This window comes from Pseudomonas turukhanskensis (assembly GCF_027922365.1).
GTDB lineage: Bacteria > Pseudomonadota > Gammaproteobacteria > Pseudomonadales > Pseudomonadaceae > Aquipseudomonas > Aquipseudomonas turukhanskensis.
The window spans coordinates 74961-99829 of record NZ_BSFN01000015.1 but is presented as its reverse complement, the minus strand read 5'-3'; the positions used below and the strand labels follow the sequence as shown (position 1 = coordinate 99829).

Genomic DNA, 24869 nt, shown 5'->3' with positions numbered 1-24869 from the left:
TTAAACGTCGGCAGACGGGGTGGTGGTTTGTTCGGCCAACGCCACCGCGCGGAACATTGCACGGCGCTTGTTCAGCGTCTCTTCCCACTCCAGCGCCGGCACCGAGTCGGCAACGATGCCGCCACCGGCCTGCACATGCAGTTCACCGTTCTTGATCACGGCGGTGCGAATTGCAATGGCCGTGTCCATGTTGCCGTTCCAGGCCAGGTAACCCACGGCACCACCGTAGACGCCACGCTTGACCGGTTCCAGCTCGTCGATGATTTCCATGGCGCGAATCTTCGGCGCACCCGACAAGGTGCCGGCCGGCAGAATCGCCCGCAGCGCGTCCATTGCCGTGAGGCCTTTTTTCAGTTGGCCGGTGACGTTGGACACGATGTGCATCACGTTGGAATAGCGCTCGATCACCATCTTCTCGGTGAGCTTTACGCTGCCGATTTCCGAAACCCGGCCGGTGTCGTTACGGCCCAGATCGATCAGCATCAAGTGCTCGGCGATTTCCTTGGCGTCGGCCAACAGGTCTTCTTCCAGCGCACGGTCGGCTTCTTCGGTAGCACCCCGCGGGCGGGTGCCGGCAATCGGGCGCACGGTGATCAGGTTATCTTCGCAACGCACCAGCACTTCCGGCGAGCTACCAACCACATGGAAGTCGCCGAAGTTGAAGAAGTACATATACGGCGTCGGGTTAAAGCAGCGCAGCGCCCGGTACAGGTCGATGGGCGCGGCCTTGAAGTCGATGGACATGCGCTGCGACGGCACCACCTGCATGCAGTCGCCGGCCAGGATGTATTCCTTGATGGTGTCGACCGAGCGCTCGTAGTCCTCGCGGGTAAAACTGGAGCGGAAGTTCGGCTCGCGGCCGGACTCCTTGGTGAAGTCCAGGCCACGGCGCGGGGTGATCGGCTGGCGGAGTTTTTCCAGCAGCTCTTCCAGGCGCGCCAGCCCATCTTCATAGGCGTTCGGTTGCGCTGGGTCGGCCAGTACAATCGCGTGCATCTTGCCGGCCAGGTTGTCGAACACCACCACGGCGTCGGACACCATCAGCAGAATATCCGGCACACCGATCGGGTCTGGGTTCGGGCTCTTGCCCAAGCGTTTTTCCACATAGCGCACGCAGTCGTAACCGAAGTAGCCCACCAGGCCGCCATTGAAGCGCGGCAGGCCGGCGATGGTCGGCACGTTGTAACGAGCTTTGAAGGTTTCAACGAAGGCCAGCGGGTCTTCGCTTTCCAGGCTTTCGATCTCCACGCCGTCGTGGGTCACACTGACGTGGTGGTCATGCACACGCAGCACGGTGCGGCACGGCAGACCAATGATCGAATAACGCCCCCACTTCTCGCCGCCTTGAACGGACTCGAGCAGGTAGGAGTTGGGTTGGTCGGCCAGCTTCAGGTAGATCGACAGCGGTGTGTCGAAGTCGGCCAGGGTTTCGCAGGCAAGCGGGATGCGGTTATAGCCTTCAGCGGCTAGACGCAGGAATTCTTCGCGGTTCATGTAAACAGCCTCATGGCTTGAGGGTAAAAACCTGGCTGGGGGTTGCGTCACGTCAGGCGTCTTGGCAGCTCTTCAACTGCACGCCCTCGCTTTGTTAATCGCAACCGCACTGCTCAGGTTTAGGGTCGTAATGGCAAACACACCGGAGAACCGGCCAGGCTCTAATCAGGCGCGCCAACGCCAACGGGCCAGGGCCTTGAGGATTTTCATCCCGGATTTGACGAACCAGTGTTTGCGGGTGACCACCACGATGGCATCTCTTGGGCGGGGGGATTTGACAGCGTCGGGCAACATTATCGCAGCGCCACGCTCGGCGCAATCAGGCAGCAGTTCGCGTAGATCGTCGATAACCAGGGCCGGATCTTCTTCGGCAATCGGACGACCATGGTTGTAGCCATAACTCATTGCCACGCATGGCACGCCGGCCGCTTTGGCCGCCAGCACATCGCTGCGCGAGTCACCCACAAATACCGCTTCGCCTGCGGACACTTCGGCCATCTGCATGACCACGTTCAAGGCCGCCGGATCAGGCTTCTGCTGAGGCAGCGTGTCGCCACCGATAATCCAGCGGAAGTAGCGACCAATACGCATCTCATCGAGCAGCGGGCCAACAAACCGCTCGGGCTTGTTGGTGATCAGCGCCATCTCGATGCCTTGGCTTTTCAGCCACTTCAGCGTTTCGCGCACGCCTGGGTACAAGGCGCTCAGCGCATGGTTGTCGGCGTACAGCTCCATAAAGATCGCCAACGCCTGCTCGGTCTCTTCTTCGCTGACCGCTTCATGCTCAAGGCCGCCGGCCAGGGCGCGACGCACCAACACGCGCACGCCGTTACCCACCCAGGTACGCACCTGTTCGATGCCGGCAGGCTCGCGGTCGAGTTGCTTGAGCATCTGGTCCACAGCGGCGGCCAGGTCCGGCACCGAGTCGATCAGCGTGCCGTCCAGGTCGAACATCACCAGGCGCGGCATGCGCCCGGCGAGCACCTGCGCAAAGCCGCTCATGGGCGGGCGAGCGCGAGTTCGGCGCGCATCTGGGCGATGACGGTTGCGTAGTCCGGAGTGTTGAAGATGGCCGAGCCGGCCACGAAGGTGTCAGCGCCGGCAGCGGCGATTTCACGGATGTTCTGCACGTTCACGCCGCCGTCGATTTCAAGGCGGATATCACGGCCCGAGGCGTCGATCAGCGCGCGCGCTTCACGCAGTTTGTCGAGAGTGCCGGGAATAAACTTCTGCCCGCCAAAGCCCGGGTTCACGCTCATGAGCAAAATCATGTCGATCTTGTCCATCACGTATTTGAGGCTTTCCAGCGAGGTGGCCGGGTTGAACACCAGGCCGGCCTTGCAACCGCCTGCCTTGATCAACTGCAGCGAGCGGTCGATGTGCTGGGATGCTTCAGGGTGGAAGGTGATGTAGGTGGCGCCGGCGTCGATAAAGTCACCAATGATGCGGTCCACCGGTGACACCATCAGGTGCACATCAATCGGCGCGGTCACGCCGTACTTGCGCAGTGCCGAGCAGACCATCGGGCCGATGGTGAGGTTGGGCACGTAGTGGTTGTCCATCACATCGAAGTGGATGATGTCGGCGCCAGCGGCGAGCACGTTATCCACTTCTTCACCCAGGCGGGCGAAGTCGGCGGAGAGGATGGATGGGGCAATAGCGAAAGGCTGCATGGCGCACCTCGGACAAAATTCGTCGCGCATTGTACCCGATGTGTTAACAACCGACCTCCTGGGCGTCGGCCATGCGGCGTTGAGATTGCGCGGCCCGCGCTCACGTACTGGAGTACGGTCCGCGCGGTCCGCGCAATCTCGCCTTGCCTGGCTCTAGCCCCAGAGCTCTCGACCGCAGCAATCAAAAGCAGATCAAACGCATCGTGGGCTCAGCTTTCGCTTGAGGAGGTGCGCAACTTCTCACTGCGCCCACGCAGCCACTCCAGCGTCAGCAGCAGCACGATGGAGAAACCGATCAACAAGGTCGCCGCCGCCGCAATGGTCGGGCTGAGGTTTTCGCGAATGCCGCTGAACATCTGCCGCGGCAATGTCGCTTGTCCCGGCCCGGCGAGGAACAGCGTGACCACCACTTCATCGAACGAGGTGGCAAAGGCAAACAGCGCCCCGGAGATTACGCCCGGCGCAATCAGTGGCAAGGTCACCCGGCGAAACGCGGTAATGGGTGATGCCCCCAGGCTGGCTGCTGCCCGCACCAGGTTGTAGTTAAAGCCCTGCAAGGTGGCCGACACGGTGATGATTACAAACGGCACACCCAGTACCGCATGCACCACGATCAGCGACAGGTAACTGTTGCCCAGCCCCAGCGGCGCGAAAAACAGGTAGCTGGCCACGCCAACAATCACCACCGGCACCACCATCGGCGAAATCACCAGGCTCATCACCAGCGCCTTGCCACGGAATTCACCGCGGGTCAGGCCGATGGCCGCCAGCGTGCCGAACACCATGGCCAGTATGGTGGCGGCCGGGGCAACGATCAGGCTGTTTTTCAGCGAGCGCATCCAGTCGGCCGAGGCGAAGAAGTCCTGGTACCAGTGCAGCGAAAAACCTTGCAGCGGGTACACCAGAAAACTGCCGGAGTTGAACGACAACGGCACGATCACCAGCACCGGCAGAATCAGAAACAGCAGCACCAGCGCGCACAGACCGCGCAGGGCGTAGTACCACACGCGTTCAATCGGAGACATATAAGGGCTTTGCATCGAATGTTCTCCTTATCAGCTCAGGCGCAGGCGGCTTGCGCCCACCAGCCAGCTGTAAACCACGTAGAGGGCCAGGGTAGCGAACAGCAGCAGGCCGCCCAGGGCCGTAGCCATGCCCCAGTTGATGCTGGTGTTGGTGTAGAAGGCGACGAAGTAGCTGACCATCTGATCGGTCGGGCTGCCCAGTAGCGCCGGGGTGATGTAGTAGCCAATGGCAAGAATGAACACCAGCAGGCAACCGGCGCCGACACCGGCCAGGGTCTGCGGGAAATACACCCGCCAGAAACTGGCGAACGGATGGCAGCCCAGCGAAATCGCCGCCCGCATATAAGTAGGGGAGATGCCCTTCATCACGCTGTAGATCGGCAGAATCATGAACGGCAGCATGATATGGACCATGGCGATGTACACCCCGGAGCGGTTGAACACCAACTCCAGCGGCTTATCGATAACCCCCATGGCCATCAACGCGCTGTTGATCAGGCCGCCCGATTGCAGCAACACGATCCAGGCCGCCACGCGCACCAAGATCGAGGTCCAGAACGGCAGCAGTACCAGAATCATCAACAGGTTGCTCTGGCGCGACGGCAGGTTGGCCAGCAGGTAGGCCAGCGGATACGCCAGCACCAGGCAGATGGCGGTAATCACCAGGCCCATCCAGAAGGTGCGGGCAAAGATATCCAGATAGATGGCCTGGTCCGGGGTGGCGGGTGCCACTTCGCCGACGTCGTCGATGCGGTGGTCCACAGCGGCCAGCAGGTAATACGGCGTCACGCTGCTGGTGTTGCGGCGGATCACTTGCCAGTAAGCGGGGTCGCCCCAACGCTCATCCAGCCCTTCCAGCGCCTCTTTATAAGAGGCCGGGGTTTCGGCGAATGGCAGCGCTTTGGCGGTTTTCATCAGCAGGCTGCGGTAGCCGGCCGACTCCATATTCAGACGCTTGGACAGGTCGCCCAAGACTTGATTCTTGCGGGCTTCGCCCAGGTCTTCGCTGATGGCCTTGTACACAGGCTCTGCAGGCAGGCCTTTGCCATCCCACTCGGCGACAGCCACCACGGTACGCGGCAAACCATTGACCACTTCCGGGTTGGCGACGCTTTTGTACAGCAGCGCCACGATCGGCACCAGAAACACCAGCAGCAGAAACAGCACCAGCGGCGCGATCAGCGCTTGTGCCTTGAGGCGGTTGACCCGCTCGGCACGCGCCAGGCGTTGTTTCAAGGTGGCTTCGGGAATGGCGACGGCCATGGAAAACTCCGGATCTAAAAGATGAATCTCGGTCCCTTGCAGGAGCGAGCAAGCTCGCGAAGATCGTCAACGAAATGCCGGTCTGACGCGGCGCTCTCAGGTTCTTCGCGAGCAAGCTCGCTCCTACGGTGGGGTTACACGCTAATTACTTGGCTGCCCAGGAGTTGAAGCGTTGCTCCAACTGCTCGCCGTTATCAGCCCAGAACGTCACGTCGATCTGCACTTGATCAGCGATGTTTTCCGGGGTGGTCGGCATGTCTTTCAGGATGCCTTTGTCCAGCAGTGCAACGGCTTTGGAGTTGGCCGGGCCGTACGCGATGTTTTCCGAGTAGATCTTCTGCTGCTCAGGTTGAACCGAGTAGGCGATGAACTTCTTGGCTTCCTCGGCGTTTTTCGCACCCTTTGGAATGGCCCAGGCGTCGAAGTCGTAGATGCCGCCGGTCCATACCACTTTCAGGTTGCTTTCTTTCTGCACGGCAGCGATACGGCCGTTGTAGGCCGAGCTCATCACCACGTCACCGGAGGCGAGGTACTGCGGCGGTTGTGCGCCGGCTTCCCACCACTGAATGTTCGGTTTCAGCTCGTCGAGTTTTTTGAACGCGCGGTTCTGGCCGTCTTTGCTGGCCAGCACTTTGTAGACGTCTTTGGGCGCCACGCCGTCGGCCATCAGGGCGAATTCCAGGGTGTACTTGGCGCCTTTGCGCAGGCCACGTTTACCCGGGAACTTGGTGGTGTCCCAGAAATCGGCCCAGCTGGTGGGTGCGGTTTTCAGCTTGTCGGCGTTGTAGGCCAATACGGTGGACCACACGAAGAAGCCCACGCCGCAGCTCTGGATGGCGCCCGGCACGTAGTCGGCCTTGTTGCCGAACAGGGCTGGGTCGAGGGTTTCGAACATGTCTTCATCGCAACCGCGCGACAGTTCCGGCGACTCTACTTCCACCAGGTCCCACGACACGCTGTTGGTGTCGACCATGGCTTTGACCTTGGCCATTTCACCGTTGTATTCGCCAGCCACGATCTTGCCTTTGCCTGCGGCTTCCCACGGCTGATAGAACGCTTTGACCTGGGCTGCCTTGTTCGCTCCCCCGAACGAGATAACGGTCAGATCGGCCGCCATGGACTGAGCGGCAATCGCCAGCCCAAGTGCCACGGTGACGAGTTTCAGTGCTTGTTTCATTGTTGTTCTCCACAGTGCTGAGTTGAATGACGCGTTTACTGCGAACTTCAAAACGGTCAGGCACTTTCCAAGAGCGGATCGAGTGCTCTGACGTGCTCCACTTGCCAGCCGAGGGGTACGACGTCGCCCACCGCCAATGCCGGATCGAGATCGGCGATAGGTTGTTTGACGTAGAAGTCGGCCTTGCCACACACCTCCAGGCGCACACGCACGTGGTCGCCCAGGTAGATAAATTCGGCCACACGGCCGGAGAAACGGTTGCTGCAGCTGTCGCTGGCGCTGTTGAGCAGTACGCGCTCGGGGCGTACCGACAGGGTTACGGGCTCGCCGGCCTGACCGACATTGACTGCCAGCGCATTGACCTTTTCGCCACGCGCCAGCTCTACCACGCAGCGGTCGCCGTCGGTGCTGACCAGGCGGCCATTGAGGCGGTTGTTCTCGCCGATGAAGTTGGCGACGAAGGTGTTCTTCGGCTCTTCATACAGTTCGCGCGGCGGGGCAATCTGCTGAATTTCGCCTTGATGGAACACGGCCACGCGGTCGGACATGGTCAAGGCTTCGCCCTGGTCGTGGGTCACGTACACCACGGTCACGCCCAGGCGTTGGTGCAGGTGCTTGATCTCCATCTGCATGTGTTCACGCAGCTGTTTATCCAGCGCGCCCAACGGTTCGTCCATCAGTACCAGCTGTGGCTCGAACACCAGTGCACGGGCCAGGGCCACCCGCTGCTGCTGACCGCCAGACAGCTGGCCGGGGTAGCGATTGCGGAAGGTATCGAGCTGTACCATCGACAGCGCGCGTTTTACCCGCTCGCTGACATCGGTCTTGTTCATGCCGCGCACGGTCAACGGAAACGCCAGGTTTTCGGCCACAGTCATATGCGGGAACAGCGCGTAGTTCTGGAACACCATGCCAATGTCGCGTTTGTGCGGCGGCACGTTATTGATGGAGCGGCCGGCCAGCAGAATCTCGCCACTGGTGGGCGTTTCGAAGCCGGCGAGCATCATCAGGCTCGTGGTTTTACCCGAGCCGGACGGCCCCAGCAGGGTGAGGAATTCGCCTTTGCGGATATCCAGGTTGAGGTCTTTGACGATGAGGTTCTCGCCGTCGTAGCTCTTCTGAACGCCACGAAAGCTGACCAGCACATCGTTGACTTGCGACTCGCCCATGACCCCACCCTTTTGATTTTGTACGTCGTGCCTTAAGGCTAGAGGGACCTGAAGGCAGCGCAAATCGGGGGCTATGAGAGATTGCTATAAGCAGAGCGGAAGACTGAGGGTAGGGATTGCCCTACCCCGGTGGCGTGATTGGGTATTGCCGAGCACAGGGGTGCGGGGCAGAGCGGGCGAACGAAGTCGTAAATAGACAAGCCGTAGGTTGGGTTGAGCCAAAGGCGAAGCCCAACGATACGCAAAAGGTAGCCCTCACACTGCAGCCAAACAGTACGGCGGGCGACGCGGTCGTTCTGCTGGGGTTCGGCGGAGGGCTGATGGTGGCGCATCGTTGGCTTCGCTGCGCGCAACCCAACCTACCCGGCGTCACTCATCACACCAACTTGTGCTCCATGGCGTACTTCACCAACTCCGCCACCGAGCTGGCATTCAACTTCTGCATCAACCGCGCTTTATGGGTGCTGATGGTCTTGTTGCTCAACGCCAACTGCTGAGCAATGTCGTTGACGTTGGCGCCCTGCACCAGTCGCTCGAACACCGAAAATTCGCGTTCCGAGAGCCGCGTATGCAGCGGCTGCGAATCGGTAAGCCCAACTTCGAACACCATGCGATCAGCCAGCTCCGGGTCGATGTACCGCCCGCCCGACGCCACCCGGCGAATGGCGGTCAGCAACAGTGCCGGATCGCTATCCTTGGTGGCGTAGCCGGCGGCGCCGGCCTTCAGTGCACGGGCTGCCATCTGCGCTTCGTCGTGCATCGACAACACCAGTATCGCCGGCGGGTTGGTCAGCGCGCGAATACGTGGAATTGACTCCAGGCCGTTTACCCCAGGCATGGAGATATCCAGCAGCACCACTTCGCATTCAGTCTGGCGCAGGGTTTCCAGCAACTGCTCACCATTGCTCGCCTCGCCAACCACGCACAGGTCTTTGGCCAGGCCAATCAGCTGTTTGATGCCCTCACGGACAATGGTGTGGTCTTCGGCGACCAGTACACGAATCACGGCAAACGCTCCTACTCAAGCTAACGGAATATGCACAGTCAGGGTGGTGCCCTCGCCCACCTGGCTTTCCAGGCGCAGCGTACCGCCCAGCATCAGCACGCGCTCACGCATGCCCACCAGACCGAACGACGCAGTGCGGCCCGGCTGCGCGATAAAGCCGATGCCATCATCGACCACCGTCAGGCACAGGTCGTCGCCGTCCAGCGCCAGACGCAGGGCCACAGTATGCGCCTGAGCGTGGCGCATCACGTTGGTCAACGCCTCCTGCAGAATGCGAAACAAGCCAATGGCCTTGGCATCCGCCAGCGCCGGCAGGTTGTCCGGCACCTGCACGATGCACGGAATTTGTGTACGTGCTTCGAAGCGCTGGGCTTGCCATTCGATGGCCGAGGCGATGCCGGCATCCAGAATCGGCGGGCGCAACGCGGTTGCCACATCACGCACCAACTGGAACAGGTTGGCGATCAACCGCTTCATGCTGTTCAAGCGGTCTTGCAAGCCAGGGTCGAGCTCGGCATAGGCCAGCTCGCACATGGAGGTTTCCAGCTTCAGCACGGTAAGCACCTGGCCCAGTTCGTCGTGCACTTCGCGGGCAATACGGGCTTTTTCTTCTTCGCGCACGCTTTCCAGGTGCGCTGACAGCTCGCGCAGCTGGGCGCGGGAATCGGCCAGCTCCAGCTCAATGCGTTTGTTGTCGGTGATGTCCCAGGCAATGCCGTCCCACACCACCGAGTTGTCGTCCAGGCGCCGGGCCATGGCCTTGATGTCGGCCCACCGCTGCTCGCCACTCTTGGTAAGGATGCGGCCTTGCCAATGCCAGTCACGGTCGTTGGCAAACGCCAGGTCCTGGCTGCCGTGGTAGCTGGCTTTGTCTTCGCTGTACACCAGGCTGCGCAGGCCACGATCCGGCGCCTGCAACACGGCGGCGGGATAACCGACCATGCCTTCGCTACCGTCGCTGATAAACGCGAAGTCGACCTCGGCGCCGGCATGCGGCCGCTCCAGACGAAACACCATGCCCGGCACATTGGCGGCAATGCCCTGCAAACGCGCCTGGCTTTCCTGCAAGGCAGCTAGTGCCCGGCGGCGTTCGGTGACATCGGTGATGTACACCACCAGGTACTCGGCCTGGCGAAAGCGCAGAAAACTCAACGACACATCGGCCGGCAAGGTGCTGGCATCAAAGCGCAGCAAGGTGCTTTCAAAACTCAGCGGTTCGCCATCACTGCCGCGCGCCCGTTTCCACAGGGCCAGCCAACGGTCCATATGCAGGTTGGGATCAAAGGCCGCCAGCGGCCTTTCCACCACGCCGCCGGCCGGGTAACCGAGCATCTGTTCCGCCGCGCGATTGGCGTAGCGCACGTGGCTGTCCCAGTTGACCCACAGGATGCCGACCGTGCTCTGGTCGATGGAAAACTGGGTCAGGCGCAGCGCTTCCTCGGCCGCCTCGCGCAGCTCCAGCGCGTGGCGAGCTTGCAGCAATGCGCGTTCCAGGTTGCGCACCTGGCGGCGCAGCCAGAACAGGCAGGCGACGGCCGCCAGCAGCAAGACAGCAAACAGGCTGGTGAGGTTTTGCCAAAAGCCCGGCGACTCGCTTAAACGCGGGTATTTGATCTGCACCCAACGGTTATGCAGCTCATCCAGTTGCTTGGGCGAGAGGCCGGCCAGGGCCTTGTCGATCAGACCGGACAACTCTGGCCAATCGCGCCGCGAGGCCACCCGCAATAGTTGCGGAAAGCCAATATCCCCCACCACCGCCAGCTCGCCGAACTCGGCTTCGCCAGATAAGCGACTGAGCTGAGCCTCATCGATCACCACGTATTTCACTTGCTGGGCGAGCAGGTTCTGCAACGCCTGGCGCTCGCTGTCGACGCCGTGCAGATTGAGATTGGAATAGGACGTGCGCAGGTAATCGGCCACCGCACTGGGGGTGCGCACGGCCACCGGGTCGCTGCTACCCAACTGCTCGAAATCCACTGCTGCGCCGCCAACCCGTGCGCCGACCACTAACTGCGGCACGCGCATATAAGGGTCGGAAAACAACCACTGGCGCAGGCCCGCCGGGGTTTGCATCTGCCCTGGCGCGAGGTCGAACAGGCGGGCCTGGGCGGCGGCTTCGAGGGCGGCCTGGTCCGGGTAGGTCTGCCACAGCAGCTCCACATTCAAGGCGCTGGCCAGGGCTTTCATCAGGTCGATATGGGCGCCGGAGAGCTTCTGCACCCGGCGATCCATTTGCGCATAGGGCGCTTGCAGCACCACGCCCACACGCAATTGCCTATGCGCGGCCAGCCAATCGCGTTGCTCGGCGCTCAGTGCCACTGTTGGCGGGGGCGCTTCACTGAAAGCCGCACCTGGCTGCAGCGCGATCAGCAGTAAACAGGCGCCCAGGAAGTAACGAATCATCCCCAGCAAACCTCGGCGAAGGGGTGGAAAGCGGCCTACCTTACTCCACGCCTGACAAATAGCCGACAGCCGATTAGGCTGCACCCATTGCCATCGCCAAGGACTCACCCGATGCCCCGCTCGCTTCGTCCGTATGTTGCTGCGTTGTCTCTGCTGCTGTGCGGCGCAGTGCAGGCCGCTGATGAGCCGGCGCCAGCCAAGGAAGGCGACGCCCCTGCTGCGGTAGTTGAGCGCGCGCCGCTGGCCGAGCGCAGCGTGGATGACGCCACGGCCCTGGCCAAGCGGGTGCCGGAAAAAGAACAGCAAAAGCTCACGGCCGGTGACGAAGAATTTCTCGCCCTGTGGAAGTTGGCCAATGTCGGTGACGCCTATGGCGTGATCATTCTGATCCCCGGCGACGGCGAGACCGCCGACTGGCCGCTGGCCATGGCGCCCCTGCGGGAAAAACTGCCGGACGCTGGCTGGAATACCTTGAGCCTGAGCCTGCCCGACCCGCAGGGTGATGAGCCGCCGTTACGGCCCATTGAGGAGGTGGCGCCGGCCGCGGGTGAAGAGAAGAAAGCCGACGCACCCGCCGAGCCAGCCCCGGCCACCACGCCCGAAAACGCCGCCGTACCGGCCGACACCACCCCGCCGCCCAGCGGCATTAGCGATGAACAACGCAGCACCCACTCCACCCGCGTCAGTGCGCGAATCGGCGCAGCCATTGCCTTTGCCCAAGAGAAAAAAGCCAAGGCCATCGTGCTGCTCGGCCACGGCAGTGGCGGCTACTGGGCCGCGCGTTATCTGGCCGACAACAAGCCCAAGCAGGTGAGCAATCTGATTCTGGTGGCCGCAGAAAAACCAGTGGGCTTCAGCCCCGTGCTGGAGGATTTGGTGCCGGAGCTGAAGCTGGCGACCGGCGACTTCTACTACGGCGATCAACCGCTGGACCGCGATGCCGCCAAATTGCGCAAGGAAGCCAGCAAGCGGCAGAAACATCCAGCCTATATTCAGGTGGCCATGGCGTCGCTGCCGGGCGACCGGGGGACTGAGCAGGAGCAGTTGTATCGGCGGGTGAAGGGGTGGTTGAGTCAGCATCTGCAGTCGGGCGCAGCGCAGCCCGATCAGCCGACGCCGGTAGAAGCGCCAGAGCCGCCACCGCCGCCGGAGCCGACGTCGCCTGGGATCTGATTCTTGTAGTTTGGGTAGGTATGCGTCCCCCACCGTCATTCCAGCGCAGGCTGGAATCCAGAATCGCCCAAGCATCCTCCGCTCGCTCCGAAACTCTGGGTCCCAGCCTGCGCTGGGACGACGGTGTTCGCCCGCTCAACTCCGTCATCCCCGCGCAGGCGGGGATCCAGAATCGAGCAGGAGAACGTCGCCTGCGCGGGAATGACGGTGGTTTTAATTGAGAACAGGGGTCGCAAGGCAGCCCTACCTAAACCCGCGCTGCTCGCGCACCACCGCATAAGCACTGTGCAACTCGCGGGTTTTCTCGGTGGCTTCGCGCACCTTGGCCGCGCTGGCGCCAGCGCCCACCAGCTTGTCCGGATGATGGCGGCTCAGCAGACGCCGGTAGGCATTCTTGATGGCTTGCACGTCGCTACCATGGGCAACATTCAATACCCGTAGCGCCTGTTCGTAGCTGACCGTACTGCTCACGCTGGTGGTTTTGCGCGGTTCGAATTCCGCCCCCAGCGCCGCCACCGTATCGTGCCCTCTGCCCAGCCATTTGCCCCACAACACGATCAACTCGCGCTCGGTGCTGGTGGCGCGGCCATCGGCCCAGGCCATGCGCCAGCAAGCGCGCAGCACCTCGTCCGCCACGGCGGCCTGGCTGCGCAACCGGCGCAGCGGCACGCGCAAACCATCCTGGCCATTCTTGCCCCGGGTAAACGCCTCGATGGCGCGGCGCTGCTCGCCGTCGGTCAATTGCAGGCGCTGCATCTCGGCCCGCGCCTGCTGGATATGCACTTCCAGCACCTGACCGTCACTCTTGGCCAGACGGCCGAGCAGCACAAAGAGCAGGTCCTGATCGCTAACACCGGCCGGCCGAGCGCCTTTCAAGCGTCCACGCAGGTCAGCCCAGCTTTCCAGGGCCATGCGCCGATCAACCACCTGACCGAGCAGAATGCCCAGCAAAGCGCCCGGGATACTGGCCAGCGCCAAGCCGGCGGTGGCGCCTACAACGGTCGCAGGCCAGAGCATCAGCCAGCCACCGCGAGCAGCTGTTCGACTTCTTGCAGGCGCTCATGGGTGCCAACATCCACCCAATGGCCACGATGGTGCTCGCCAGTGACCTTGCCGGCTGCCATCGCCTCGCGCAGCAGCGGCGCCAGCTTGAAGGCGCCCGGTTGGCAGCCGGTGAAAAGCGCCGGTGCCAGCACGGCGATACCGCTGTAGGTCAAGGTGGCAGCACCTGGTTTTGCGTCACTGAGCACACCGTTCTCCAGGACAAAATCGCCGGCCGGGTGGTGGGCCGGGTTGTCGATCATGATCAGATGGGCCAGGCCGTTTAGCTGCCTGGGGATGGCATGAAAATCGTAGTCGGTCCAGACATCACCATTGACCACCACAAACGCCTCGTCACCCAGCAACGGCAGTGCCCGAAAAATGCCGCCGCCGGTTTCCAGCGGTTCACCCTCGGGCGAGTAGACGATGCGCAGACCAAACTGCGCGCCGTCGCCCAGGTGGTCTTCGATTTGTTGGCCCAGCCAGGCGTGGTTGATGACCACCTCGCGAAAACCGGCCGCCGCCAACGCGCGCAGGTGGTATTCGATCAAGGGTACGCCTGCCACCGCGATCAAGGGTTTGGGCGTGTGCAGGGTCAGCGGGCGCATGCGCTCGCCTTTGCCTGCCGCCAGAATCATCGCCTTCATCGCGAAACCGCCTTGGTGTGGCCGAGGCTGGCGAACAGCTCACCGAGTTCGGCCAGCTCTGGCCGACGGGCCAGCACGGTCTCTATATAGGAGAAGAAACGCGGAACATCGCCCAGGTACTTGGGCTTGCCATCGCGGTGACAGATGCGGGCGAAGATGCCGATGATTTTAAGGTGACGCTGCACCCCCATCAGATCGCTAGCCTGCAGGAAGTCTTCGAAGTCCGGCTGCACCGCAATGCCCAGGGCAGCGGCCTGCTGCCAGTAATCGCTCAGCCAGGCACGCACACGCGGCTCGGGCCAACTGAGAAAGGCGTCTTTGTACAGGCTGGTGATGTCGTAGGTAACCGGACCGTAGACGGCATCCTGAAAATCCAGCACGCCGGGGTTCGGCTCGCTCAGCATCAGGTTGCGCGGCATGTAGTCGCGATGCACCAGCACCTTGGGCTGAGCCAGCGCGCTGTCGATCAGCACGGTGCAGATCCGTTGCCAAGCGGCTTGCTGGGCGTCGGTAAATGCCAACCCCAGTTCATGGCGTACATACCAGTCGCGGAACAACTGCAGCTCGCGGTCCAGCAGCGCCACGTCGTAATCGGGCAATGGGGTGTGATGCGGCAACTGCTGAAATGCCAACAACGCGTGCAACGCATCGGCGAACAACGCGTCGGCATTCTCCTCATTTATGACGTCAAGGTAGGTTTGGCGACCCAGGTCCGGCAGCAGCAAAAAGCCACGTTCGAGATCTTCGGCCAAAATTTCCGGCACATTTATTTTTGCGCTCGCCAGCAAACCGGCCACTTTTACGAACGGTCGGCAGTCTTCCTGAGGCGGTGGGGCGTCCATCACGATCAGCGTTCGGCCCTCGCCCTGCCAGCGAAAATAACGTCGAAAACTGGCGTCGCTGCTAGCAGCAGTAAGGGTTGCGGGGGGAACCGAGCCCCAACCACGAGCGCTAAAAAGGGCCGGCAGTTGCTCATCGAGCCACACGGACAGCTGTTGCAGGCGTACATCTTCATCAAGCATTACAAGGGTCTCCGACGGCCCTAGCCGTTGTGCGGGTCATGCTTTATTATCCAGCATCTTTTTCAGCCCATCGAGAGGCGTGCGGTCCTAGCGGGCCGATGGCGCGCAGGAAGCCCGGACTACAAGATGGCAGTAAAATACCCCGCGTTTCGTAAAAAATTCCCTCTGCTGGTTACCGGCAGCCTATTGGCCTTGCAACCTGTTGCTACCCAATATGTGGTCGCCGCCGAGCAGTATGACTGCCAGGTGTCGCCTTCGGGTGGTTGGGCGTGTGCGCCGAAAACGGACACCGCCGTGTTGCCTCCTCGCCCGGTGCATAGCGCCGGCGCGGTGAGCTCCATGGCCGGCACCTCGGCCGAGAAGACCAGCACGGTCGCCTCGGGTGAAGCCGCCGAGGCCAAACCGCAACTGGTGACCGAGAGCAAAGGCAAAGCCCTGAAATCTCGCAGTGCTGACTACAGTCACCTCGACTGGGTTCCGCGCGACAAGCTCACCGCCGAGCAACTGGCCGAAACCGGCCCGTATTGCTCCGGTGCGTACGTCGAGCCTGAACGCCCGGGCATGACCGACAAGACGGCGAAGAAAGACGCGCCGACTTATCTGTCCGCCAAAGCTTCGCGCTACGAGCAGGAACAGCAGGTCGCCACCCTCGCCGGTGACGTGATCATGCGCCAGGGCAGCATGCAGGTGCAGGCCGATGAGGCCAGCCTGCTGCAAGCCGAAAACCGCGGCGAACTGAACGGCAATGTGCGCCTGCGTGACAATGGCGCGCTGGTAGTGGGTGACCACGCCCGCATTCAGCTCGACACCGGTGAAGCGCAGATCGACAACGCCGAGTACGTGCTGCACAAGGCCAACGTGCGCGGTAGCGCGCTGTATGCCAAGCGCCAGGAAGACACCATCATCCGCCTCAAGGATGGTACGTACACCCGCTGCGAACCCGGCAGCAACGCCTGGAACCTCAAAGGCAACAACATCACCTTGAACCAGGCCACCGGTTTCGGTACGGCCACCAACGTGACGTTGCGGGTAAAAGACATTCCGGTGTTCTACACCCCGTACATCTATTTCCCGATCGACGACCGTCGCCAGTCCGGCTTCCTGCCGCCTAGCATCGGCTCGTCGAGCGATACCGGCCTGATGCTGGTCACGCCGTACTACTTCAACCTGGCGCCCAACTACGACGCCACGTTGTACCCACGCATCATGACCGAGCGCGGCGTGATGATGGAAGGCGAGTTCCGCTACCTCACCGAAAGCAGCGAAGGCAAAGTCAGCGCCGCTTACCTGAACGACGGTGACGACGAGCGCAAGGACGAGCCCAAGTACGAGAAGAACCGCTACCTGTACAGCCTGGAAAACCAGACTGGCCTGGACTCGCGTCTGCTGGGTGAGATCGACTACACCAATATCAGCGACCCGTATTACTTCCAGGATCTGGAAACCGATCTGGACGTCAGCAACAAGACCTTCGTAGACCAGCAGGGCTCTCTGACGTATCGCGGCGACAGCTTCGACGCCAAGCTCAATGTGCACGCCTACGAACTGGCCACCGTTGCCGACGTAACGCCGTATGACCGCCTGCCGCAGGTGACCTTCAATGGTGTGCTGCCGTTCCAGCCCGGCGGCCTGAACTTCACCTATGACACCGAGTTCGTGCGCTTCGACCGCAACCTGGACGAGTACACTTACAACGGCAACGACAGCCCGGACAGCTTTCTGCAAGGCTTGACCCGCGCCACCGGCGACCGCGTTCATCTGGAGCCAGGCGTCAGCCTGCCGCTGAACTGGAACTGGGGTTACGTCAAACCGACGATGAAATACCTGTACACCGACTACAGCCTGGACCTCGACCAGAAGGGTAAAACCACCCTGCTCGCCGGCCAGGACTACAGCAGCAGCCAGGACCGTGGCGTGCCGCTGTACAGCGTCGACAGTGGCCTGTATTTCGACCGCAACACCACGCTGTTTGGCAATAACTTCCGCCAGACCTTCGAACCGCGCGCCTACTACCTGAACGTACCGTATCGCGACCAGTCGGATATCCCGATCTTCGACACCAGCGAAACACCGTTCAGCTACGCCTCGCTGTTCCGTGAAAACCGCTTCTCCAGCAGTGACCGCATTGGCGATGCCAACCAGCTGTCGCTTGGCGCCAGCAGCAAGTTCATCGAACCGAACGGCTTCCAGCGCGCCAGCGTCGCGCTTGGCCAGACCTTCTACTTCGAAGATCGCAAGGTGCAGTTGCCGGGTATCGACGGGAAGGACGAGGCCTCGGTATCGCCGTACGCCCTCACCGGCGAATACCGCGTAAACCGCGACTGGCGTGTGAGCTCGGACTTCAACTGGGACCCGGATGCCGGCGAAACCCGCTCGGGTAACGTCATGGCCCATTACCAGCCTGAAGCCAACCCCGGCAAGATCATCAACGCCGGCTACCGCTACCGTAACGACGTCAAACGCTTCAACCCGCGCACTGGCGAGTTCGAAGTGGCGGGCGACGAGTACAAGATCGATCAGTCCGACTTCTCGGTTATCTGGCCGGTGGTTCCGCAGTGGAGCGCCATCGCGCGCTGGCAGTTCGACTACAACCAGAGCCGTACGCTGGAAGCCTTTGGTGGTTTCGAATACGACAACTGCTGCTGGAAACTGCGTCTGATCAACCGTTACTGGGTTGAGTACGACGAATTCGACCTGCAACGCGAAGAGAAAGGCGACCGCGGGATCTTCCTGCAAATCGTGCTGAAAGGCCTCGGTGGCGTTGTCGGCAATAAAGTTGAGAGTTTCCTCGACCAAGGCATTCAAGGTTATCGTGAACGTGAAGACCAAGCTTACTGATTGTCTGCGCCCGCTGTTGCTGGGCGCTGTGCTTCTGGGTACCGCGGCACAGGCCGAAGTGCAGTCCATTGATCGCGTCGTGGCCATTGTCGACAACGACGTCATCATGCAAAGCCAACTGGACGACCGCCTGCGCGAGGTGCAAAACACCATCGCCAAGCGCGGTGCCGCCCTGCCGCCGGAACACGTCCTCAGCCAGCAAGTGCTGGAACGTCTGATCATTGAAAACTTGCAACTGCAGATTGGTGATCGCTCCGGCATTCGCATTACCGATGAAGAACTGAACCAGGCCATCGGCACCATCGCTCAGCGCAACAACATGAGCGTCGAGCAGTTCCGCGCCGCTCTGGCGCAGGACGGTCTGTCCTTCGATGACGCCCGCGAGCAGGTTCGTCGCGAGATGATCATCAGCCGCGTGCGCCAACGCCGTGTGGCCGAGCGCATTCAGGTTACCGATCAGGAAGTGCAGAACTTCCTGGCTTCAGACCTGGGCAAGATGCAGCTCTCCGAAGAGTTCCACCTGGCCAACATCCTGATCCCGGTTCCGGAGAGCTCCTCGCCGGAAACCATTCAGGCTGCCGACAAGCAGGCCACGCAGATCTACCAGCAACTGAAACAAGGCGCGGACTTCGCCCAACTGGCGATTTCCAGCTCTGGCAGCGAAACGGCACTGGAAGGCGGCGACATGGGCTGGCGTAAAGCTGCTCAGTTGCCGGCCCCGTTCGACGGCATGATCGGCGCTCTGTCGGTAGGCGACGTCACCGAGCCGATGCGCACTCCGGGCGGTTTCATCATCATCAAACTGTTGGAAAAACGCGGCGGCGGCAGCCAGGTCAAGGACGAAGTTCACGTTCGTCATATCCTGATCAAGCCAAGCGAAATCCGCAGCGAAGCTGAAACCGAACGTCTGGTTCAACGCCTGTACGACCGAATCATGGCGGGCGAAGACTTCGCCGAACTGGCCAAGGCCTTCTCCGAAGACCCGGGCTCGGCCCTGAACGGTGGCGACCTCAACTGGATCGACCCGAGCTCCCTGGTGCCCGAGTTCCAGAAGGTAATGGCCAACACCGCCAGTGGCGAAGTGTCCAAACCGTTCAAAAGCCCTTACGGCTGGCACGTGCTGGAAGTTCTTGGCCGCCGCGCCACCGACAGCAGCGAAGAGTTCCGCAAACAAGCGGCCCTCAACGCCCTGCGTAACCGTAAGTACGACGAAGAGCTGCAAGCCTGGTTGCGCCAGATCCGCGACGAGGCGTACGTAGAAGTCAAACTGTGACCCTACCGCGCTTCGCTCTGACACCCGGCGAGCCGGCGGGTATAGGTCCCGACCTATGCCTGCTGCTCGCGCAGCACGCCCAGCCTTACCCCCTTATCGCCATCGCCAGCCGCGATCTGCTCAATGAGCGGGCCGCCCAGCTTGGCGTTGCCGTGCGCGCGGTAGCCGTTACGCCCGAGGCCTGGCCAGATGCGCCCGCTCCCGCCGGCACCCTGTACGTGTGGGATACCCCGCTGCACAGCGCCGTGGTGGCCGGCCGACTCGACTCGGCCAACGCCGCTTACGTGCTGGAAACCCTGACCCGCGCCGGGCTTGGCTGTGTAAACGGCCACTTCGCCGGGATGATCACCGCCCCGGTACACAAGGGCGTGATCAACGAAGCAGGCATCGCCTTTTCAGGTCATACCGAATTTCTTGCTGACCTGACCCACACTCATCAAGTGGTGATGATGCTTGCCACCCGCGGCCTGCGCGTGGCGCTGGTGACCACGCACCTGCCGCTCAAAGACGTGGCCGCTGCTATCACGGCCGAGCGCCTGGAACGGGTGACGCGCATTCTGCACGCCGACCTGGTCAGCAAGTTCGGTATTGCAGCCCCTCGTATCCTGGTGTGCGGCCTGAATCCTCACGCGGGCGAGAGCGGCCACCTGGGGCGCGAAGAAATCGAGGTAATCGAGCCAACGCTTGAGCGCCTGCGCGGCGACGGCCTGAACCTGATCGGCCCGCTCCCCGCCGATACCCTGTTTACCCCGAAATACCTCGAGCACTGCGACGCCGTGCTGGCCATGTACCACGACCAGGGCTTGCCCGTGCTCAAGTACAAAGGCTTTGGCGCCGCCGTGAACGTTACCCTGGGCCTGCCGATTATCCGCACGTCGGTCGACCACGGCACCGCCCTGGATCTGGCCGGCAGCGGCAAGATCGACACCGGCAGCCTGCAGGTGGCCCTCGAAACGGCCTACCAGATGGCTGAAAGCCGTTAGCCTGACCTTTCTTTTGTCGCGTCCTGCGCCTTAACTGGCACAGATGCCGCCCGCCCTATTTCGCAGCAGAGCCTTTATGACTGAGCACTACCAACATCGCGCCCGCAAGCGCTTCGGCCAGAACTTCCTGCATGATGCCGGCGTTATCCACCGCATCCTGCGCGCCATTCATGCCAAGCCCGGCGAGCGTTTGCTGGAGATCGGCCCGGGCCAGGGCGCGCTCACCGAAGGCCTGCTGTCCAGCGGCGGCATGCTGGACGTGGTGGAGCTGGACCTGGACCTGATCCCGATCCTCAAGGGCAAGTTCGACAGCAACCCAAACTTCACCCTGCATCAGGGCGATGCCCTGAAGTTCGACTTCACCAGCCTCAATCCAGCGCCCAACAGCCTGCGCGTGGTCGGCAACCTGCCGTACAACATTTCCACGCCGCTGATTTTTCATCTGCTGGAGAACGCCAGCCTGATCCGCGACATGCACTTCATGTTGCAAAAGGAAGTGGTTGAGCGCCTGGCCGCCACACCCGGCGGCGGCGATTGGGGCCGGCTGTCGATCATGGTGCAGTACCACTGCGCGGTAGAGCACCTGTTCAATGTCGGCTCCGGGGCGTTCAATCCTGCACCGAAAGTGGACTCGGCGATTGTCCGCCTGGTGCCGCACGCCACCCTGCCGCACCCGGCCAAAGACCAGCGTTTACTGGAACGCGTGGTGCGCGAAGCCTTCAACCAGCGGCGCAAAACCCTGCGCAATACGCTCAAGGCCCTGCTCAGCGGTGAGGCGATTGAAGCTGCCGGAGTCGATGGCAGCCTGCGTCCGGAACAGCTCGACCTCGCCGCCTTCGTGCGCCTGGCCGACAAGCTGCATGAGCAGACAACTGTGGCGCCCGCACACTAAACTCGATACTCCGCTGTTCGCTTAACTGAGCCTTTCGCATGTCCGATAGCCGTTACCAGATCGACGTCAGCGTCGTAACCCGTTTTCTTCCGGAGCAATCGCAGCCGGAACAGAACCGCTTTGCGTTCGCCTACACCGTCACCATCCGCAATAACGGCGAGCTACCTGCCAAGCTGCTGTCGCGGCACTGGGTGATTACCGACGGTGATGGCCGCGTGCAGGAAGTACGCGGGCCAGGAGTGATCGGCCAGCAGCCGACCATCGAAGCCGGCGGCAGCCACACCTACAGCAGCGGCACCCTCATGGCCACGCGCGTGGGTACCATGCAGGGCAGCTACCAGATGGTTGCCGACGACGGTAAACGCTTCGACGCCGTCATCGCGCCATTTCGCCTCGCCGTTCCCGGGGCCCTGCACTGATGACGGTGTACGCCGTTGGCGATCTGCAAGGTTGCCTGGACCCACTGAAATGCCTGCTGGCGCGTGTGGCATTCGACCCCGCCAGAGATCGGCTATGGCTGGTGGGCGACCTGGTCAACCGTGGCCCGCAGTCGCTGGAAACCCTGCGTTTTCTGTATGCCATGCGCGAAGCCGTGGTGTGCGTGCTGGGCAACCACGACCTGCACCTGCTGGCTGCCGCGCACAATATCGAACGCCTTAAAAAGGGCGACACCCTGCGTGAGATTCTCGAGGCGCCAGATCGCGACGAGTTGCTCGACTGGCTGCGCCTGCAGAAACTGCTGCACTACGACGCCGAACGCGACATCGTCATGGTGCATGCCGGTATTCCGCCGCAGTGGTCGCTGAAAAAAGCGCTGCGCTGCGCCGAAGAAGTAGAAGACGCGCTGCGCGACGATGCGCGCCTGCTGCCGTTTTTAGACGGCATGTACGGCAACGAGCCGAGCCGCTGGGACAGTGACCTCAAGGGCGTCACCCGCCTGCGGGTGATCACCAACTACTTTACCCGCATGCGCTTTTGCAAAGCCGATGGCACCCTGGACCTGAAAACCAAGGAAGGCGTCGGCAGCGCGCCGCCCGGCTACCTGCCGTGGTTCAACCACAAGCAGCGTAAAACGGCCGGGCAGAAAATCATCTTCGGTCACTGGGCCGCGCTGGAAGGCCGCTGCGACGCGCCGGGGGTTACCGCCCTGGATACCGGTTGCGTCTGGGGCGGTGCCATGACTTTACTAAACGTCGACAGCGGCGAGCCCTATCGTTGCGACTGCAAGGAGCTAATGCCATGAGCGAATTCAAACGCATCCCACCTGAGCAAGCCCAGGCCCTGCGCGAGCAAGGCGCGGTGGTGGTGGATATCCGTGACCCGCAAAGCTATGCCATGGGCCATATCAGTGGCTCGCGGCATCTGGACAACCACTCATTGCACGACTTCATCACCCAGGCCGATCTAGACGCCCCGCTCATCGTTTCCTGCTACCACGGCAACTCCAGCCAGAGCGCAGCAGCCTATCTGGTCAGTCAGGGCTTTTCCGAGGTTTATAGCCTGGACGGCGGCTTTGAACTGTGGCGCGCCACCTATCCGGCCGAGACCGCCAGCGAGTCTGCCGAATAATTTTTTCCAAGCGTCTACCCCGCGCCCTGCCTGGCCTCTCGCCCTTCTGTAACAAAGACCGACACATGCTTATCGTTTGTCGGTCCTTGACCTCTCCAATTCCGAACTATCCTTAGCCTCAGGCCATCCATATAGGGGAGAGCCGGCACACCGGCTTCCGGGGCTATCGGCAGCGACCTTTAGGTGTTCTGGGGGATTCTCATTTGCCGACTCGTCGGCAGATTGCCAGCACCCGCTCGACCGATCCCGCCCGGCTCGACCATCAAGCGAGGTGACGTCATGAGTATTTTCAGCCACTTCCAACAACGCTTCGAAGCGACTCGCCAGGAGGAATATTCCCTTCAGGAATATCTCGACTTGTGCAAACAGGACAAGAGCGCTTACGCCACGGCAGCTGAACGCCTGCTGATGGCCATTGGCGAGCCCGAGTTGATCGACACCTCGCACAACTCCAGGCTGTCGCGGATCTTTTCCAACAAGGTGATTCGCCGCTATCCGGCCTTTGAAGACTTCCATGGCATGGAAGAATGCATCGACCAGATCGTCTCCTACTTCCGCCATGCCGCTCAGGGCCTGGAAGAGAAGAAACAGATTCTTTACCTTCTGGGCCCGGTGGGCGGCGGTAAGTCGTCCCTGGCCGAGAAGCTCAAACAGCTGATGGAGAAGGTGCCCTTCTACGCCATCAAGGGCTCGCCGGTTTTCGAATCACCTCTGGGGCTGTTCAATCCGGCCGAAGACGGCACCATCCTCGAAGAAGACTTCGGCATTCCGCGGCGCTACCTGAGCACCATCATGTCGCCGTGGGCCACCAAACGGCTGGCCGAGTTCGGCGGCGACATCAGCCAATTCCGCGTCGTCAAGCTCTACCCCTCCATCCTTAACCAGATTGCCGTGGCCAAGACTGAGCCGGGGGACGACAACAACCAGGACATTTCCGCGCTGGTAGGTAAAGTCGATATTCGCAAGCTGGAGGAATTCCCGCAGAACGACGCCGACGCCTACAGCTACTCCGGCGCGCTGTGCCGTGCCAACCAGGGGCTGATGGAGTTCGTCGAGATGTTCAAGGCGCCGATCAAGGTGCTGCACCCGCTGCTCACGGCCACCCAGGAAGGTAACTACAACAGTACCGAGGGCCTCGGTGCCATTCCGTTTATGGGTGTGCTGCTGGCCCACTCCAACGAATCGGAGTGGCACAGCTTTCGTAACAACAAGAACAATGAGGCGTTCATCGACCGGATCTACATCGTCAAGGTGCCGTACTGCCTGCGCGTTAGTGACGAGATCAAGATCTACGACAAGCTCCTGTTCAACAGCTCCCTGGCAAAAGCCCACTGCGCGCCTGACACCCTGAAAATGCTCGCGCAGTTCTCCGTGCTGTCGCGCCTGAAAGAGCCGGACAACTCCAACGTCTACTCGAAAATGCGCGTGTATGACGGTGAAAACCTTAAAGACACCGACCCTAAAGCCAAGTCGATCCAGGAATACCGCGACAGCGCCGGCGTGGACGAAGGCATGAACGGTTTGTCGACGCGCTTTGCCTTCAAGATTCTGTCCAAGGTCTTCAACTTCGACCCGCACGAAATCGCCGCCAACCCGGTGCACCTGCTGTATGTGCTCGAGCAGCAGATTGAGCAGGAACAATTCCCCGCCGAAGTGCGCGAGCGCTATCTGCGTTACATCAAGGAATACCTGGCGCCGCGTTATATCGAGTTTATCGGCAAGGAAATCCAGACCGCGTACCTGGAGTCCTACAGCGAATACGGGCAGAACATCTTCGATCGCTATGTGCTGTACGCCGACTTCTGGATTCAGGACCAGGAATACCGGGATCCGGAAACCGGCGAAATTCTCAATCGCGTAGCGCTCAACGAAGAGCTTGAAAAAATCGAGAAGCCGGCCGGCATCAGCAATCCGAAGGATTTCCGCAACGAGATCGTCAACTTCGTGCTGCGCGCGCGGGCCAACAACAATGGCAAGAACCCGACCTGGCTCAGCTATGAAAAGCTGCGGGTCGTGATCGAGAAGAAAATGTTCTCCAACACCGAGGATCTGCTGCCGGTCATCAGCTTCAACGCCAAGGCCAGCAAGGAGGACCAAACCAAGCACAACGATTTTGTCTCGCGGATGGTCGAGCGCGGCTACACCGACAAGCAGGTTCGCCTGCTGTCCGAATGGTACCTGCGGGTTCGCAAGTCGCAGTAACCTGCCACGCAGGCTTGGG

At 61.5% G+C, this 24869-nt stretch carries 21 protein-coding genes; 9 read left to right on the top strand and 12 right to left on the bottom strand.

The window, feature by feature from the left end; genetic code table 11:
• From trpE to PKE98_RS20295, 9 genes are all read right to left on the bottom strand, one after another.
• Positions 1-1494, bottom strand: a complete 1494-nt coding sequence (trpE, locus tag PKE98_RS20335; protein ID WP_271197218.1) for an anthranilate synthase component I — start codon at positions 1492-1494, stop codon at positions 1-3.
• Between the two features lie 165 nt (positions 1495-1659).
• Positions 1660-2496 carry a phosphoglycolate phosphatase gene (locus PKE98_RS20330; RefSeq protein ID WP_271197217.1) on the bottom strand — a complete coding sequence of 279 codons (837 nt, stop codon included), beginning with the start codon at positions 2494-2496 and terminating at the stop codon, positions 1660-1662.
• Positions 2493-3167 carry a ribulose-phosphate 3-epimerase gene (gene rpe / locus PKE98_RS20325; protein ID WP_271197216.1) on the bottom strand — a complete coding sequence of 225 codons (675 nt, stop codon included), beginning with the start codon at positions 3165-3167 and terminating at the stop codon, positions 2493-2495. Before rpe ends, PKE98_RS20330 begins: the two co-directional genes overlap by 4 nt.
• A 209-nt stretch (positions 3168-3376) precedes the next feature.
• The gene (locus PKE98_RS20320; RefSeq protein WP_271197215.1) at positions 3377-4207 is read right to left on the bottom strand and encodes an ABC transporter permease; all 831 of its coding nucleotides are present in this window, start codon (positions 4205-4207) and stop codon (positions 3377-3379) included.
• A gap of 15 nt (positions 4208-4222) precedes the next feature.
• A complete protein-coding gene (locus PKE98_RS20315) occupies positions 4223-5455 on the bottom strand; it encodes an ABC transporter permease (RefSeq protein ID WP_271197214.1) in 1233 nt (410 codons plus the stop codon).
• A 145-nt stretch (positions 5456-5600) separates the two neighbouring features.
• A complete protein-coding gene (locus PKE98_RS20310; protein WP_271197213.1) occupies positions 5601-6632 on the bottom strand; it encodes an ABC transporter substrate-binding protein in 1032 nt (343 codons plus the stop codon).
• Positions 6633-6688: 56 nt separating this feature from the next.
• Positions 6689-7801 carry an ABC transporter ATP-binding protein gene (locus tag PKE98_RS20305; RefSeq protein WP_271197212.1) on the bottom strand — a complete coding sequence of 371 codons (1113 nt, stop codon included), beginning with the start codon at positions 7799-7801 and terminating at the stop codon, positions 6689-6691.
• 376 nt (positions 7802-8177) lie between these two features.
• Complete coding sequence (locus PKE98_RS20300) at positions 8178-8807, bottom strand: response regulator (protein WP_271197211.1); 630 nt, start codon at positions 8805-8807, stop codon at positions 8178-8180.
• Positions 8808-8822: 15 nt separating this feature from the next.
• Positions 8823-11210 carry a PAS domain-containing sensor histidine kinase gene (locus tag PKE98_RS20295; RefSeq protein WP_271197210.1) on the bottom strand — a complete coding sequence of 796 codons (2388 nt, stop codon included), beginning with the start codon at positions 11208-11210 and terminating at the stop codon, positions 8823-8825.
• Between the two features lie 111 nt (positions 11211-11321).
• Here PKE98_RS20295 and PKE98_RS20290 point away from each other — a divergent pair, with 111 nt between their 5' ends.
• Complete coding sequence (locus PKE98_RS20290) at positions 11322-12383, top strand: alpha/beta hydrolase family protein (protein ID WP_271197209.1); 1062 nt, start codon at positions 11322-11324, stop codon at positions 12381-12383.
• 243 nt (positions 12384-12626) lie between these two features.
• Here PKE98_RS20290 and PKE98_RS20285 read toward each other — a convergent pair whose 3' ends face one another.
• From PKE98_RS20285 to PKE98_RS20275, 3 genes are read right to left on the bottom strand one after another with little or no spacing between them, the layout of a single operon-like run.
• The gene (locus PKE98_RS20285; protein WP_271197208.1) at positions 12627-13400 is read right to left on the bottom strand and encodes a TerB family tellurite resistance protein; all 774 of its coding nucleotides are present in this window, start codon (positions 13398-13400) and stop codon (positions 12627-12629) included.
• The gene (murU, locus tag PKE98_RS20280) at positions 13400-14071 is read right to left on the bottom strand and encodes an N-acetylmuramate alpha-1-phosphate uridylyltransferase MurU (RefSeq protein ID WP_271197207.1); all 672 of its coding nucleotides are present in this window, start codon (positions 14069-14071) and stop codon (positions 13400-13402) included. The genes PKE98_RS20285 and murU overlap by 1 nt, the downstream gene beginning before the upstream one ends.
• Complete coding sequence (locus PKE98_RS20275) at positions 14068-15093, bottom strand: aminoglycoside phosphotransferase family protein (protein WP_271197205.1); 1026 nt, start codon at positions 15091-15093, stop codon at positions 14068-14070. The genes murU and PKE98_RS20275 overlap by 4 nt, the downstream gene beginning before the upstream one ends.
• 126 nt (positions 15094-15219) lie before the next feature.
• On the opposite strand from PKE98_RS20275, the gene PKE98_RS20270 reads away from it, so the two are divergent.
• The 8 genes from PKE98_RS20270 to PKE98_RS20235 all read left to right on the top strand — a co-directional run bounded on the left by PKE98_RS20270 (position 15220) and on the right by PKE98_RS20235 (position 24850).
• Positions 15220-17931: an LPS-assembly protein LptD gene (locus PKE98_RS20270; protein ID WP_271197204.1), complete on the top strand. Its 2712-nt coding sequence runs from the start codon at positions 15220-15222 to the stop codon at positions 17929-17931.
• Complete coding sequence (locus tag PKE98_RS20265) at positions 17912-19204, top strand: peptidylprolyl isomerase (RefSeq protein WP_271197203.1); 1293 nt, start codon at positions 17912-17914, stop codon at positions 19202-19204. Before PKE98_RS20270 ends, PKE98_RS20265 begins: the two co-directional genes overlap by 20 nt.
• Positions 19201-20187 carry a 4-hydroxythreonine-4-phosphate dehydrogenase PdxA gene (pdxA, locus tag PKE98_RS20260; protein WP_271197202.1) on the top strand — a complete coding sequence of 329 codons (987 nt, stop codon included), beginning with the start codon at positions 19201-19203 and terminating at the stop codon, positions 20185-20187. Before PKE98_RS20265 ends, pdxA begins: the two co-directional genes overlap by 4 nt.
• A gap of 76 nt (positions 20188-20263) precedes the next feature.
• A complete protein-coding gene (rsmA, locus tag PKE98_RS20255; protein WP_271197201.1) occupies positions 20264-21079 on the top strand; it encodes a 16S rRNA (adenine(1518)-N(6)/adenine(1519)-N(6))-dimethyltransferase RsmA in 816 nt (271 codons plus the stop codon).
• Positions 21080-21117: 38 nt separating this feature from the next.
• On the top strand, positions 21118-21498 hold the full coding sequence (gene apaG / locus PKE98_RS20250; RefSeq protein WP_271197200.1) for a Co2+/Mg2+ efflux facilitator ApaG/CorD: 381 nt from the start codon (positions 21118-21120) through the stop codon (positions 21496-21498).
• The gene (locus PKE98_RS20245) at positions 21498-22322 is read left to right on the top strand and encodes a symmetrical bis(5'-nucleosyl)-tetraphosphatase (RefSeq protein ID WP_271197199.1); all 825 of its coding nucleotides are present in this window, start codon (positions 21498-21500) and stop codon (positions 22320-22322) included. The genes apaG and PKE98_RS20245 overlap by 1 nt, the downstream gene beginning before the upstream one ends.
• Positions 22319-22648 (top strand): thiosulfate sulfurtransferase GlpE, encoded by a 330-nt coding sequence (gene glpE, locus PKE98_RS20240; protein ID WP_271197198.1) that lies wholly within the window; start codon positions 22319-22321, stop codon positions 22646-22648. Before PKE98_RS20245 ends, glpE begins: the two co-directional genes overlap by 4 nt.
• A gap of 279 nt (positions 22649-22927) precedes the next feature.
• Positions 22928-24850 (top strand): PrkA family serine protein kinase, encoded by a 1923-nt coding sequence (locus PKE98_RS20235; protein WP_271197197.1) that lies wholly within the window; start codon positions 22928-22930, stop codon positions 24848-24850.
• Positions 24851-24869: the final 19 nt, after the last annotated feature.

Coding starts and splice junctions, on each gene's coding strand:
- PKE98_RS20310 (WP_271197213.1), bottom strand. CDS start 6,632: ATGAAACAAGCACTGAAACTCGTCACCGTGGCACTTGGGCTGGCGATT.
- PKE98_RS20295 (WP_271197210.1), bottom strand. CDS start 11,210: ATGATTCGTTACTTCCTGGGCGCCTGTTTACTGCTGATCGCGCTGCAG.
- rpe (WP_271197216.1), bottom strand. CDS start 3,167: ATGCAGCCTTTCGCTATTGCCCCATCCATCCTCTCCGCCGACTTCGCC.
- PKE98_RS20235 (WP_271197197.1), top strand. CDS start 22,928: ATGAGTATTTTCAGCCACTTCCAACAACGCTTCGAAGCGACTCGCCAG.
- PKE98_RS20285 (WP_271197208.1), bottom strand. CDS start 13,400: ATGCTCTGGCCTGCGACCGTTGTAGGCGCCACCGCCGGCTTGGCGCTG.
- PKE98_RS20275 (WP_271197205.1), bottom strand. CDS start 15,093: ATGCTTGATGAAGATGTACGCCTGCAACAGCTGTCCGTGTGGCTCGAT.
- apaG (WP_271197200.1), top strand. CDS start 21,118: ATGTCCGATAGCCGTTACCAGATCGACGTCAGCGTCGTAACCCGTTTT.
- PKE98_RS20270 (WP_271197204.1), top strand. CDS start 15,220: ATGGCAGTAAAATACCCCGCGTTTCGTAAAAAATTCCCTCTGCTGGTT.
- glpE (WP_271197198.1), top strand. CDS start 22,319: ATGAGCGAATTCAAACGCATCCCACCTGAGCAAGCCCAGGCCCTGCGC.
- PKE98_RS20315 (WP_271197214.1), bottom strand. CDS start 5,455: ATGGCCGTCGCCATTCCCGAAGCCACCTTGAAACAACGCCTGGCGCGT.
- trpE (WP_271197218.1), bottom strand. CDS start 1,494: ATGAACCGCGAAGAATTCCTGCGTCTAGCCGCTGAAGGCTATAACCGC.
- PKE98_RS20305 (WP_271197212.1), bottom strand. CDS start 7,801: ATGGGCGAGTCGCAAGTCAACGATGTGCTGGTCAGCTTTCGTGGCGTT.
- PKE98_RS20330 (WP_271197217.1), bottom strand. CDS start 2,496: ATGAGCGGCTTTGCGCAGGTGCTCGCCGGGCGCATGCCGCGCCTGGTG.
- PKE98_RS20290 (WP_271197209.1), top strand. CDS start 11,322: ATGCCCCGCTCGCTTCGTCCGTATGTTGCTGCGTTGTCTCTGCTGCTG.
- murU (WP_271197207.1), bottom strand. CDS start 14,071: ATGAAGGCGATGATTCTGGCGGCAGGCAAAGGCGAGCGCATGCGCCCG.
- rsmA (WP_271197201.1), top strand. CDS start 20,264: ATGACTGAGCACTACCAACATCGCGCCCGCAAGCGCTTCGGCCAGAAC.
- PKE98_RS20320 (WP_271197215.1), bottom strand. CDS start 4,207: ATGCAAAGCCCTTATATGTCTCCGATTGAACGCGTGTGGTACTACGCC.
- PKE98_RS20245 (WP_271197199.1), top strand. CDS start 21,498: ATGACGGTGTACGCCGTTGGCGATCTGCAAGGTTGCCTGGACCCACTG.